Below are 12,336 nucleotides of genomic sequence, written 5' to 3' on the forward strand. Positions count from 1 at the left end.
CGAGTGCCGTCTCCATACCCCAGCGTGCCGCCCGGCGGGTAACTACCCTTCGATGGGGTCACTCGACCCAGACGGTCTTGCGGTTGACGAACTCCTTGATCCCGGCCTCGGAGAGCTCCCGGCCGTAGCCCGAGTCCTTGACGCCGCCGAAGGGGACCCGCGGGTCGGACTTGACGAGCTGGTTCACGTACACGCAGCCCGCGTCGATGCGGCTCGCCACGCGCTCGCCGCGGTCGCGGTCCTCGGTCCAGACGCTCGCGCCGAGCCCGAACTCGGTGTCGTTGGCCGTCTCGATCGCCGCTTCCTCGTCGTCGACCTCGTACACCGTGGCCACCGGCCCGAACGTCTCCTCGGTGTCGACGGGGCAGCCATCGGGGACGTCGGTCAGGACGGTCGGCGGGTAGAACGCCCCCGCCCGGTCGAGCGGCTCGCCGCCGGTCACGAGCGTCGCGCCCGCGTCGACGCTCGCCGTCACCTGCTCGTGGAGCGACTCCATGAGGTCCTCCCGCGCCTGCGGCCCGACGTCGGTCGCCTCGTCGGTCGGGTCACCGACGACGAGGGCGTCGATCTCGTCGACCAGCGCGTCGAGGAACGCGTCGTACACGTCCGTGTGGACGACGAAGCGCTTCGCGGCGATACACGACTGCCCCCCGTTCAGGTTCCGCGCCCAGGCGCCCGTCTCGGCCGCGGCCGAGACGTCGGCGTCGTCGAGGACGAGGAACGGGTCGCTCCCGCCGAGTTCGAGGACGGTCTTTTTGAGCTGTTCGCCGGCGCTCGCGGCGACCGCGCGCCCGGCCGGCCCGCTCCCGGTCAGCGTCGCGGCCCGGACCCGGTCGTCCGTCAGGAGACCGTCGACGAGGTCCGAGGGGATCAAAAGCGACTGGAAGACGTCGTCGGGGTATCCGGCCTCGCGGAACACCTCCTCGATCGCGAGCGCGCATCCGGGCACGTTCGACGCGTGCTTGAGGATTCCCACGTTCCCGGCGGTGAGGTACGGCGCGGCGAAGCGGAACACCTGCCAGAACGGGAAGTTCCACGGCATCACCGCGAGGACCGGGCCGAGCGGCTCGTACTCGGTCTTGACCGCGGAGCCCGGGGGACTCGGGTGGTGGTCCGCTTCGAGGTACGCGCTCGCGTGCTCCGCGTAGTGGTCGCAGACCCACGCGCACTTCTCGACCTCGCCGATCGCCTGCGCGATCGGTTTCCCCATCTCCCGCGTCATCGTCTCGGCGTACTCCCGCTTGTTTTCTCTGAGCACGTCGGCCGCGTTCGCGAGGAGCCGCTCGCGGCCCCGGAGCGGGCGAGTCCGCCAGTCCTCGAACGCTCGCACCGACCGACCTAACGCCGCTTCGACGTCGTCCGCGTCGTGTTCGTTGTACGTTTCGATCTGTGCTCCGGTCGCCGGGTTTACCACGTTCATGAGAGGTGTGTGAACGTTGTACAGTCGTTGTAATAGTAGTCACGCCGGAAGACGGGCCGCCGACCCCCGCGTTCGGACCGGCCGATTCGGGTTCAGGCCGGGGATCTCGGGAGAGACATAAATTTCCCATACGTCCGTGTGTCATAGACCCGCATATTTATGTGGAGAGCGATCGTCACGGACGATTGTTAACAATGGTAACCGAAGACAGCGATACCGAAAACAAGTATAAACGGGCTGACGCCGCTGAGACGAGTTCGGAACGCAGAGCGCCGGTCGGGCGGCGACGCTTCCTCCAAGCCGCCGGCGCGGGGACGGCGGTCGCGCTCGCCGGCTGTTCGGGCGGGGGCGGCGACGGCGGCCCGGTGACGCTCGGCGCCGCCTACATCCTCTCCGGGTTCGCGTCGCTGTACGGCGAGGAGGCCGAGCGCGGGATCGAATTCGCGGTGTCGGAGATCAACGACAACGGCGGCATCGACGGCCGAGACGTCGAGGTGCTCGTCCGTGACACCGAGGCGAGCGGCGACACGGCGATCCAGCAGATCCGCAGCCTCGTTCAGGAGGACAACGTCGACGGGCTGTTCGGGCTCGACTCCAGCGGCGTCGCGCAGGCCGTCGCGCCGCAGATCTCGCAGCTCCAGATGCCGTTCATGATCACGCACGCGGCGACCCCGTTCGTCACCTCGCCGCAGGGCGAACACGAGGACTCCGTCGGGAACGAGTACGTGTTCCGCGACTCCAACAGCCTCGCACAGGACGTTTACGGGGCCGCGCGTACCGCCCAAGAGCTCGACGCCACCGAGTGGGCCACCATCGGCCCGGACTACGCGTTCGGGTACGAGACCTGGGACTACTTCCAGGCGTACTGCGACGGGCTCGGCGTCGAGGCCGAGTTCACGGCCGAGCAGTTCCCGGCGCTGGCGACGAGCGACTACACGCCGTTCATCAGCTCCATCCTCGACGCCGACCCGGACGCGGTGCTCACGCCGCTGTGGGGGGCCGACCTCACGACGTTCATCGGGCAGGCCGAGAGCGCGGGCTGGTTCGACCAGATCGACCACACGCTGTTCAGCGTCGGGATGGGGACGGACCTGCCGAGCGACGGCAGTCCGCTCCCGGAGGGGGAGTACGCCTCCACCCGGTACGATCCGTTCGTCCCGGACACCGAGGCGAACAACTCGTTCCGCGAGGCGTACTACGAGGAGTACGGCTCCCTTCCGACGTACAACGCCGAGGGGGCGTATCGCGCGCTCCACCTGTACAAGGAGGCGATCGAGTCGGCCGGGAGCACGGAGCCCGACGCGCTCGTCGACGAGTTCACCGGCATGGAGCATTCGGGCCCCGTCGGCGAGTACCAGTTCACCGAGACGAACCAGGCGACGGTTTCGTCCATCTGGGGCACCGTCACGTACGACGAGGAGTGGGAGAGCAACGTGCTCGACCCCGTGAATCGGTACGAGGCGGGTCCCGACGTGCTGTCGGACGCGCTCGGCGACTCCGACCTCCCGACGGGTATCTAAGCCCGTCGCCGTTCTCATGAGTCTCACATCACTCGTTCCACTGATCGGTATCGCCGACGTCGTCATCGGGCTGAGCCTCGGGAGTCGGCTCTTCCTGATCGCCGTCGGTCTGAGCCTCATCTTCGGCGTGCTCGGCGTGCTCAACTTCGCGCACGGCGGGTTCTACATGCTCGGTGCGTACGTCACCCTCGCCGTCGTCTCGAACGTCGTCGACAACTTCTGGGTCGCCGCCGTGGTCGGCGCGCTCGCCGTCGGCGTCGTCGGCGCCGCGATCGAGTTCTCGGCGATCCGCCGGCTGTACGACCGGGTCGACTCGGACCTCGACCAGCTCATCGTCACGTTCGGGTTCGTGCTCGTGATCCACGAGACGGTCCGGTTCGTCTGGGGGTCGGGGTCGTACTCGATCGACCCGCCGGACGTGTTCAACTTCTCCGTGACGCTCGGCGGGAGCACGTTCAACGCGTACCGACTGGTCGTCATCGGCCTGGCCGTGGGGGTGCTCGCCGCGCTGTGGCTGTTCATCACGCGGACGTACTTCGGCTCGCTGGTCCGGGGGACCTCCTCTGACCGCGAGATGGCGGCCATGCTCGGCGTCGACGTGCCGCGGCTCTACACCGGGGTCTTCTTCCTCGGGAGCGTGTTGGCCGGGCTCGGCGGCGCGCTCTCGGCGCCGCTCCAGTCGACCAGTCCGGCGCTCGGCGACCAGGTGATCATCGACGCGTTCATCGTCGTGGTCATCGGCGGACTCGGGTCCATGAGCGGCGCCTTCGTCGGCGCGATGCTCATCGGCATGATGCAGAGCCTCGGTCCGCAGTTCATCAGCGCCGGCAGCATCGCGATCCCCTTCCTCGCGATGGTGATCGTGTTGCTGATCCGTCCCGAGGGCCTGTTCGGGGGGATCGGCGAATGAGCGCGACCGACACGGGCGGCCGGGTCAGCCGGTTCGGCTCGGCGGTCGCCGAGGGGTGGACCCGCGAGCGGTTGGGCCTCCTCGGCGCCGTCGCGCTGGTGCTCGTCGCCTTCGCGCCGCCGTTCCAGGTGTACCTGTTCACCGACTTCCTCGTCGTCGCGCTGTTCGCGCTCGGCTTCAACCTGCTGTACGGCTACACGGGCCTGCTGTCGTTCGGTCACGGCCTGTTCTACGCGGGCGGCGCGTACGGGATCGCGATCGTGTTGCGGGACCTCGGCCCGGTGATCGCCGACGTCGTCGGCGCCGGGATCTCGCCGCTCGTCACGTTCGTCCTCGGCGGCGTCGTCGGCCTCGCGCTCGTCGTCGCCCTCGCCGTGCCCGTCGGGTGGCTCAGCGTCCGGCTGGAGGAGATATACTTCGCGCTGATCACGCTCGCGTTCGGGATGTTGGGCTACTCGCTCATCATCCAGGACCCGGCGGGGCTGACGAACGGGACCGACGGGGTAATCGTCCTGCTCGGGACCGTCGACCTCGGCGGCTTCAGCCTCCGGATCGGCGGCCGTCGGATCTACTACGCCATTTCGGCCGTCACCGTGGTCGCGGCGGTGTACGGGGTGTGGCGCGTCGTCAACTCGCCGTTCGGGACCGTCTGTAAGGCGATCCGCGAGAGCCCCGACCGCGCGGCCGCGCTCGGGATCGACGTCAGCCACCACCGGTGGATGACGTTCATCGTCTCGGCGGCGGTCGTCGGAATCGCCGGCGTGTTGCGCGCGGGGCTCGCGAGCGTCGCGTCACCCGGGCTCACGCACTGGTCGACGAGCGCGATCGCCGTCATCGCGACCGTGATCGGCGGCGCGACCTACTTCTACGGCCCGATCGTCGGCGCGTTCATCTTCCTGTACATCCGGTGGGCGATCAGCCGCTTCCCGGCGCTCGAAGCGTACTGGGAGCTGTTCTTCGGCGCGCTGCTCATCGCCGTCGTGCTGTTCTTCAAGCAGGGCGCCGTCGGCGGTCTCCTGCTGCTCCGCGACCGACTGTTCGGGGACGGAGACGCCGACGACGCGGGGAGTGGCGGTGGCGGCGCCCGCGACGACGGCGGGCAGGCGACGGCTGCGACGGACGACGGAGCCGAATCGGGCGACGACAACGCGCGCGCTGACAGAGGTGATAACTCGTGACGACCGTTCTCAAGACCGAAGACCTCCGCAAACAGTTCGGCCAACTGACCGCCGTCGACGACGTCTCCATCGAGATCGACGACGACAAGATCACCAGCATCATCGGCCCGAACGGGGCCGGAAAGACGACGTTCTACAACCTGCTGACGGGCGTGCTCGAACCCACGTCGGGGTCGATCTGGCTCCGGAGCGGAGAGGGGGACGAGCTCGCCGACGTCACCGACGCGGAGCCGCACGAGGTGGCGCAGGCGGGGCTCTCGCGCTCGTACCAGATAACGAACATCTTCGAGGGGCTCACCGTCCGCGAGAACGTGCGGGTCGCCCGGATCAGCCACGAGGGGACCCGGCTCGACTTCCGCTCGCGGGCGACCGGCGACGAGTCGGTCGAGGCCGACGTCGAGGAGCTGTTGGAGCTCACCGGGCTCACCGACATCGCGGACACGCCCTGCGACACGCTGAGCCACGGCGAGAAGCGGACCGTCGAGATCGCCTTGGCGCTCGCCATCGAGCCGAACGTTTTCCTGATGGACGAGCCGACCGCGGGGATGAACCCGACGGAGGTCACGGAGATCGTCTCGCTGATCCGCGAGCTCGACGCGGACCTCGACGCCACGTTCGTCGTGACGGAACACAACATGGACGTCGTCACCGATATCTCCGACCGGATCGTCGTGCTCGCCGAGGGGTCGATCCTCGCGGACGGGGCGCCGGAGGACGTGCTCACGGACGAACGGGTGACCGAGGCGTACCTGGGGAGTGATAGCGTATGACGATACTCACGGTCGACGACATCGACACGTACTACGGGAACAGCCACGTGCTCCACGGGGTCTCACTGGAGATCGACGAGGGCGAGGTGGTGACGCTGCTCGGGCGCAACGGCGCCGGGAAGACGACGACGATGCGGTCGATCGTCGGCGCGTCGCCGCCGCGCTCGGGGTCGATCACGTACCGCGGCGAGGAGATAGCGGGGCTGTCGTCCGACGAGATCAACGGGCGCGGAATCTCGCTCGTGCCGGAGGACCGCCGGGTGTTCCCCACGCTGACCGTTCAGGAGAACCTCCGGCTGGCCCACAACCTGGCGAGCGACCCGCGGCCGGTCGAGGAGATGTACGAGCTGTTCCCGGCGCTCGACGATCTCCGCGGCAGCAACGGGCGGAACCTCAGCGGCGGCGAACAGCAGATGGTGTCGGTCGCCCGCGCGCTCGTTCAGGCCCCCGACGTGCTGCTGCTCGACGAGCCGACCGAGGGGCTCGCGCCGGTGATCGTCGACGACTTGCGAGAGATCGTCCAGACGGTCGTCGACCAGAACGTCACCGTCCTGCTGACCGAACAGAACGTCGAGTTCGCGTTCGACCTCGCCGAGCGGGGGTACATCATGGACACCGGCGAGATCGTCTTCGACGGCACCGTCGCGGAGATCCGGGACCGCGAGGACCTCCTCGAAACGTACCTCTCCGTGGGGAGCGCCGATGCCTGAGGAGCTCACCCTCCGCCCGTTCTTCTGGCGGGCGACGCGGCTCTTCCCGGAGACGGAGGTCGTCTCGCGCACCCACGACGGGGTCGACCGCTACACCTACGCCGACTTCGGCGACCGCGTCCGGCGGCTCGCGACCGCGCTCGCCGACCTCGGCGTCGAGCCCGGCGACCGCGTCGGGACGCTCGGGTGGAACACGCACCGACACCTCGAGGCGTACTACGCGGTCCCCCTCTCCGGCGCACAGCTTCACACGGTGAACCTCCTCTTGCAGGAGGACAACGTCGAGTACATCATCAACGACGCCGCGGACGACGTGTTGATCGTCGACCGCGACGCGGTGGCGATCCTCGACCGCCTGTGGGACCGGATCGACGGCGTCCGCGAGGTCGTCGTCATGGACGATACGGTGCCGGAGACGGAGGCGGACCTGCCGCTGTCGGCGTTCGAGGAGCTGATCGCGGACGCCGACCCGATGGAATCGTGGCCCTCGCTCTCCGAGGACGACCCCGCCGGGATGTGTTACACCTCCGGCACGACGGGGCAGCCGAAGGGCGTCGAGTACACCCACAAGATGATCTACGCCCACGCGATGATGGTGATGACGCCCGCCGCACTCGACATCGCCGAGGACGACGTGGTGATGCCGGTCGTCCCGATGTTCCACGTGAACTCCTGGGAGTTCCCGTACGCCGTGACGATGGCGGGCGCGAAGCAGGTGTACCCGGGGCCGTCCCCGGACCCCGCCGACCTCGTCGAGCTGATCGAGGAGGAGGGCGTGACGCTCACCGCCGGGGTCCCGACGGTGTGGATCGACGTGCTCGACCACTTGGACGAGCACGGCGGCGACCTCTCCTCGCTCGAACGCATCGTCGTCGGGGGGAGCGCCGCGCCGCGGGAAGTGATGCGCCGGTACGAGGACGAACACGACGTGACGATCGAACACGCGTGGGGGATGACCGAGACGATGAGCATCGGCTCGGTCTCGCGGCCGGCCTCCGGAACCGCGGACGGCGACCGCGAGGCGGAACTCGACAAGCGGGCGAAACAGGGGCTGCTCTCGCCCGGGCTGGAGATGCGGGTCGTCGGAGACGACGGCGAGCCGATCGCCTGGGACGGCGAGGCGTTCGGCGAGCTGCTCGTCCGCGGGCCGACGGTCGTCGGGGAGTACTACGACCGCCCGGAGGCCAACGAGACGGACTTCGTCGCGGCCGAGGACGGCGGCGCGCGCTGGCTCCGCACCGGCGACATCGCCACCGTCGACGAGGACGGGTACATTGAGGTCGTCGACCGCGCCAAGGACGTGATCAAGTCGGGCGGCGAGTGGATCTCCAGCATCGAGCTGGAGAACGCGCTGATGGCGCACGACGACGTCGCCGAGGCCGTCGTGATCGCGGCGCCGCACGAGCGCTGGCAGGAGCGGCCGCTGGCGTTCGTCGTGCCGAAGGCGGGCCGCGAGCTCGACGTGGACGCCGTCCGGGCGTTCCTCGAGGAGGAGTTCCCGCGCTGGTGGCTCCCGGACGACGTGCGGTTCCGCGAGGAGATCCCGAAGACCGCGACCGGGAAGTTCGACAAGAAGACCCTGCGGGAGACCGTCGAGGAGCCGGAGCTCCCGTACGCCCCGGGCGAGGGGGGCGGCGAATGAGCGGCGACGACGCGCCGTCGGCCGACGGAGACGGGGCGGACGCCGCCGCCCCGACGCCGGGCGACGCGCTCCCGGACCTCTCGGGGAAGGTCGCCGTCGTCACCGGCGGCGGGCGCGGGATCGGGCGCGCCGTCACCCTCGGGCTGGCCGCGGCGGGGGCGACGGTCGTCCCCTCGGCTCGGACGGCCGCGGAGGTCGAGGCCGTCGCCGACGAGGCCCGCGGCATGGGCGTCGAGGCGCGCGGGATCACCGCCGACGTGACCGACGACGACGACGTGGCCGCGCTCGTCGAGGAGACTGTGGAGGCGTTCGGCTCGCTCGACGTCCTCGTCAACAACGCCGGGTTCAACCCGGGGGACGCGCTCGGCGACCCGAGCGAGATCGAGTCGGACGCGGTCGACGGCGTGCTCGACGTGAACCTGCGGGGCGCGTTCCGGACCCTCCGGGCCGCCGGCCCGCACCTCCGGGAGGCCGAGGGGAGCGTCGTCAACGTCGCCAGCGTGGCGGGGGAGGTCGGCCTCCCGAAACAGCATCCGTACGTCGCGTCGAAGCACGGGCTGGTCGGGCTGACGAAGAGCGCGGCGATGGACTGGGCGCCGGACGTGCGGGTGAACGCCGTCGCCCCCGGCTACGTCGCGACCGACCTGACGGAGACGCTCCAGGAGAACGAGCGGCTCCGAGAATCGATCCTGGACCGGACGCCGCTCGACCGCTTCGCCGAGCCGATGGAGATCGCCGGCCCGGTCGTCTTCCTCGCGAGCGACGCGGCGAGCTTCGTCACCGGCGAGACGCTCGCCGCGGACGGCGGCTGGACGGCGCGGTAAGTCGCCGCCCGCGGCCCGACTGCGGGCCTACAATCGCTCGGTCTCGCCTTCGACGTACGCGAGCGTCCGCGCCGCGAGCTCGGGGACCTGCGTCTCCATCTTCGGATACAGCGGGTCGTCGCTGTCGTCGTTCAGGTGCCGCGCGAGGAACATCTCGCCGAGCGCGGCCATCTTGTACGCCGCGAGCGCGCGGTAGAACCGCTCGTGGGCGAACTCGCGGCCCGTCACCGCCTCGTACCGGTCGATCAGTTCCGCACGGGTCGGGTACCCTTCGCGGGCGGTGAACGTCGACATCAGGTCGGGCATCGCCGGGTCCGGGTCGCCCTCGTCGTACCAGAACAGCAGCAGCCAGCCGAGGTCGGCGAGGGGGTCGCCGAGCGTCGACAGCTCCCAGTCGAAGACGGCCACGACCGCGGGCGGCGTCCCGGGCCCGTACATTACGTTGTCGAGCTTGAAGTCGCCGTGGACGAGCGTCTCCGGGTGCTCGTCGGGCACGTTGTCGGCGAGCCAGTCGCCGACGGCGACCAGGTCGGGTACCTCCCTGACCGACTCCGTCGTCCCGAAGGCCCAGTCGAGCTGGTCCGTCCAGCGCTCGACCTGCCGGCCCGTGTACCCCGCCGGGCGACCGAACTCACCGAGGCCGACCGCCTCGTAGTCGACCGCGTGGATCGCCGCCAGCGTGTCGACGAGCTCGACCCCGACCCGCTCGCGGGCGGCCGGGTCGGCGAACCGCTTCGGCTCGGCGTCGCGCAGCACGTCGCCGTCGGCGCGCTCCATGACGTAGAAGTCGCTCCCGAGCACCGCGGGGTCGTCGCAGGCGCGCAGCGTCTGGGGCACCGGGACGCTGGTGTCTCCGAGCGCGTCGACGACGCGGTGTTCGCGGAGCACGTCGTGGGCCGTGTCGGCCGTCTCGCCGGGCGGCGGCCGCCGGATGACCAGCTCGCGGTCGCCCCACGTGACGAACAGCGTCTCGTTCGAGTGCCCCTCGGCGTGTCGCTCGACGTCGAACGTGTCCACCGGCCCGAACTCGGCCGCGAGATACGTCCCGAGCGCGTCGTCGTCGACCAGCCTGTCGAGGTAGTCGGGGTCGGTCACGACCGGTCGTCCTCCGTTCGACGCGGTCCGGAGGCAACGGCGGGAGACCGATCTATGCCCGAACGGCTTTCATCGGTTGTCGCATATTTGGCTAACATTGTAAATCTATTTTTCGGTACATTGGGTATCAGTTTCCCCTCATATAGAATTTTGGGAGAATAGCCGGAACCACTATTTACATTGCTAAATAAGGGGCGGTATGGAGTACGACGACATCGGACGCGGACCGGAGGTCGCCGAAGCTGTCAGGGAGTTCGTCGAGGAGACGGTGCTCCCGGTCGAGCGGGAGTGGCTCGGACGGGGGCCGATCCCGCCGGCGGAGATCGAGGCGCTGCGCGACGCCGCGCGCGACGAGGGGATCTACGCCCCGCAGGTCGACGAGGAGTACGGCGGGCTCGGGCTCGGCTTCCGCGAGATGCTCCCCGTGTTCGAGGAGGCGGGACGGAGCCTGCTCGGCCCGACCGCGCTCCGGTGTGCGGCGCCGGACGAGGGGAACATGCACACCCTCGAGATCGCGGCCACCGAGGACCAGAAGGAGCGCTGGCTCCGCCCGCTCGCGGCCGGTGAGATCGACTCCGGCTTCGCGATGACCGAGCCGATGGGGGGCGGAGGGTCGGACCCGAAGATGCTGGGGACGACCGCCGAGAAGGACGGCGACGAGTGGGTCATCGACGGCCACAAGTGGTGGACGACGGGCGGACTCGACGCCGACGTGTTCCTGACGTTCGCGCGCACCGACCAGGAGGCGCACCCGTACGCGGGCTGTTCGGTCATCCTCGTGCCCGCCAACGCCGACGGCGTCGAGATCGTCCGGAACATCCCGCACCTCGGCGAGGGGTTGGTGGGGACGACGCACGCCGAGATCCGGTTCGACGGCGTCCGGGTCCCGGTCGAGAACACGCTCGGCGAGGAGAACGAGGGGTTCACGCTGGTCCAACGGCGGCTCGGGCCGGCCCGGCTCACCCACTGTATGCGGTACGCCGGGATGGCCGACCGCGCGCTCGACATCGCGACCGCCTACCTCTCCGAGCGGGAGGGGTTCGGCGAGCCGCTCTCGGAGAAGCAGGGCCCGCGGTTCCGGATCGCCGACCGCCGGACCGAGCTCCACGCCGCCCGCACGATGGTGCGGCACGCGGCCGGCCGGATCGCCGACGGCCACGAGGCGCGGATCGAGGTGGCGATGGCGAAGACGTTCGCGGCGAACGTGGTCCAGGAGGCGATCGACGACGCGCTCCAGTTCTGCGGCGGGAACGGGATCGCCTACGACCTGCCGATCGCGCGCTTCCACGAGAACGTCCGGCAGTTCCGCATCGTCGACGGCGCCGACGAGGTCCACCGGCGGACGATCGCGCGGGACGCGTTCGAGGACCCGCCGACGGAGGAGCTGGAGGCCGTCACTCGGTTCGGGGAGTTCGACTGATTCGGTGACCGATGACGACGGTCACTCGTCGTCGCCGTCCTCCTGAAACACCTCGAACAGCTCGGGGTCGGTCCCGAACTTGAGGACGTTCGTCACGACGGAGTTGCGGAGGTTGGTGATGAGCTCGCCGTACTCCTTGTAGAACTCGTGGATCCACTTCGACTCCTGTTCGCGGTCTTTGAACATCATGATGGTCTTCCACTGGTAGTCGCCGTCGGAGAGGAAGTACATGAACGTGTGGCGGCTCGACCGAATGTGTTCGAGCGCGTCCCGCCAGTTCTCTTCGAACCCCTCGGGGTTGAATTGGAACTCGAAAAGCGAGAAGAAGAGGTGTTCCTCGTTGGGGACGAGCGCCTCCCGGAACACCCCGTCCTCGCGCATCCGCCGGATCGACTCGTTGACGGTGACGTGAGAGACGTCGATGTCGTACTCCTCGTCGAGGAGGTCCCGGAGCCTGCGGGAGGTGAGCTGCGGGTCGCGCGCGAGTTCCTGTAAGATGATCGTGTCCCGCTCGGAGAGGTTCCATTCGGGACGCGGCTGTTTCTCAGGCATTCCCTCCGTAAGGGTGCGCCGTCACGGTAATCAGTATTTGGGCCGCCGCGGCGAGATCGAGATACGTCGCAGCGTGAGGCGGTCGAGCGAGCGAGCCGCACGCGCTCGGGGGCGACCGCCTCAGCGGCGGGCGAAAGCGAGCACGAACGAACCGCTTCACCCGCCGTCCCGTCCTTCGATCTCCGCTCGACGCGTCCGTCGCCGGAAGCCAGCCTTTTATACGCAGAACGCTAACCACATGTTAATGGACTCCGCGGTACTGCTCGATCTCCTCGGGAACGAGAACCGGCGGCGC

General features: G+C 69.1%; 11 protein-coding genes. 8 read left to right on the forward strand and 3 right to left on the reverse strand.

The features are described 5' to 3' along the window. Positions 1-58 precede the first annotated feature (58 nt). The gene (locus Q0116_RS02665) at positions 59-1,420 is read right to left on the reverse strand and encodes an NAD-dependent succinate-semialdehyde dehydrogenase (protein ID WP_159358634.1); all 1,362 of its coding nucleotides are present in this window, start codon (positions 1,418-1,420) and stop codon (positions 59-61) included. A 194-nt stretch (positions 1,421-1,614) separates the two neighbouring features. Here Q0116_RS02665 and Q0116_RS02670 point away from each other — a divergent pair, with 194 nt between their 5' ends. From Q0116_RS02670 to Q0116_RS02700, 7 genes are read left to right on the forward strand one after another with little or no spacing between them, the layout of a single operon-like run. Continuing rightward, entirely contained in the window at positions 1,615-2,940 is a 1,326-nt protein-coding gene (locus Q0116_RS02670) for an ABC transporter substrate-binding protein (RefSeq protein WP_008368048.1), read from the forward strand. 16 nt (positions 2,941-2,956) lie between these two features. Next, the gene (locus tag Q0116_RS02675) at positions 2,957-3,850 is read left to right on the forward strand and encodes a branched-chain amino acid ABC transporter permease (protein WP_297885269.1); all 894 of its coding nucleotides are present in this window, start codon (positions 2,957-2,959) and stop codon (positions 3,848-3,850) included. Continuing rightward, the gene (locus tag Q0116_RS02680; protein ID WP_004599040.1) at positions 3,847-5,028 is read left to right on the forward strand and encodes a branched-chain amino acid ABC transporter permease; all 1,182 of its coding nucleotides are present in this window, start codon (positions 3,847-3,849) and stop codon (positions 5,026-5,028) included. Before Q0116_RS02675 ends, Q0116_RS02680 begins: the two co-directional genes overlap by 4 nt. Beyond that, positions 5,025-5,798 carry an ABC transporter ATP-binding protein gene (locus Q0116_RS02685; protein WP_004599038.1) on the forward strand — a complete coding sequence of 258 codons (774 nt, stop codon included), beginning with the start codon at positions 5,025-5,027 and terminating at the stop codon, positions 5,796-5,798. Before Q0116_RS02680 ends, Q0116_RS02685 begins: the two co-directional genes overlap by 4 nt. Continuing rightward, on the forward strand, positions 5,795-6,508 hold the full coding sequence (locus Q0116_RS02690) for an ABC transporter ATP-binding protein (RefSeq protein WP_004599036.1): 714 nt from the start codon (positions 5,795-5,797) through the stop codon (positions 6,506-6,508). Before Q0116_RS02685 ends, Q0116_RS02690 begins: the two co-directional genes overlap by 4 nt. Next, positions 6,501-8,150 carry a long-chain fatty acid--CoA ligase gene (locus Q0116_RS02695; RefSeq protein WP_297885274.1) on the forward strand — a complete coding sequence of 550 codons (1,650 nt, stop codon included), beginning with the start codon at positions 6,501-6,503 and terminating at the stop codon, positions 8,148-8,150. The genes Q0116_RS02690 and Q0116_RS02695 overlap by 8 nt, the downstream gene beginning before the upstream one ends. Continuing rightward, complete coding sequence (locus Q0116_RS02700) at positions 8,147-8,974, forward strand: SDR family NAD(P)-dependent oxidoreductase (protein ID WP_297885275.1); 828 nt, start codon at positions 8,147-8,149, stop codon at positions 8,972-8,974. Before Q0116_RS02695 ends, Q0116_RS02700 begins: the two co-directional genes overlap by 4 nt. 27 nt (positions 8,975-9,001) lie before the next feature. On the opposite strand, the gene Q0116_RS02705 is transcribed toward Q0116_RS02700, so the two are convergent. Further along, positions 9,002-10,069 carry a phosphotransferase family protein gene (locus tag Q0116_RS02705; RefSeq protein ID WP_297885277.1) on the reverse strand — a complete coding sequence of 356 codons (1,068 nt, stop codon included), beginning with the start codon at positions 10,067-10,069 and terminating at the stop codon, positions 9,002-9,004. Between the two features lie 199 nt (positions 10,070-10,268). Between Q0116_RS02705 and Q0116_RS02710 the strand changes: the two genes are divergently transcribed. Then, a complete protein-coding gene (locus Q0116_RS02710; RefSeq protein WP_297885279.1) occupies positions 10,269-11,489 on the forward strand; it encodes an acyl-CoA dehydrogenase family protein in 1,221 nt (406 codons plus the stop codon). A 21-nt stretch (positions 11,490-11,510) separates the two neighbouring features. Here the strand turns inward: Q0116_RS02710 and Q0116_RS02715 are convergent, their stop codons facing one another. Further along, a complete protein-coding gene (locus tag Q0116_RS02715; RefSeq protein ID WP_004599026.1) occupies positions 11,511-12,041 on the reverse strand; it encodes a winged helix-turn-helix domain-containing protein in 531 nt (176 codons plus the stop codon). Positions 12,042-12,336: the final 295 nt, after the last annotated feature.

Source organism: uncultured Halorubrum sp. (assembly GCF_937146585.1).
Lineage (GTDB): Archaea > Halobacteriota > Halobacteria > Halobacteriales > Haloferacaceae > Halorubrum > Halorubrum miltondacostae.

Coding starts and splice junctions, on each gene's coding strand:
- Q0116_RS02665 (WP_159358634.1), bottom strand. CDS start 1,420: ATGAACGTGGTAAACCCGGCGACCGGAGCACAGATCGAAACGTACAAC.
- Q0116_RS02670 (WP_008368048.1), top strand. CDS start 1,615: ATGGTAACCGAAGACAGCGATACCGAAAACAAGTATAAACGGGCTGAC.
- Q0116_RS02675 (WP_297885269.1), top strand. CDS start 2,957: ATGAGTCTCACATCACTCGTTCCACTGATCGGTATCGCCGACGTCGTC.
- Q0116_RS02680 (WP_004599040.1), top strand. CDS start 3,847: ATGAGCGCGACCGACACGGGCGGCCGGGTCAGCCGGTTCGGCTCGGCG.
- Q0116_RS02690 (WP_004599036.1), top strand. CDS start 5,795: ATGACGATACTCACGGTCGACGACATCGACACGTACTACGGGAACAGC.
- Q0116_RS02695 (WP_297885274.1), top strand. CDS start 6,501: ATGCCTGAGGAGCTCACCCTCCGCCCGTTCTTCTGGCGGGCGACGCGG.
- Q0116_RS02700 (WP_297885275.1), top strand. CDS start 8,147: ATGAGCGGCGACGACGCGCCGTCGGCCGACGGAGACGGGGCGGACGCC.
- Q0116_RS02710 (WP_297885279.1), top strand. CDS start 10,269: ATGGAGTACGACGACATCGGACGCGGACCGGAGGTCGCCGAAGCTGTC.
- Q0116_RS02715 (WP_004599026.1), bottom strand. CDS start 12,041: ATGCCTGAGAAACAGCCGCGTCCCGAATGGAACCTCTCCGAGCGGGAC.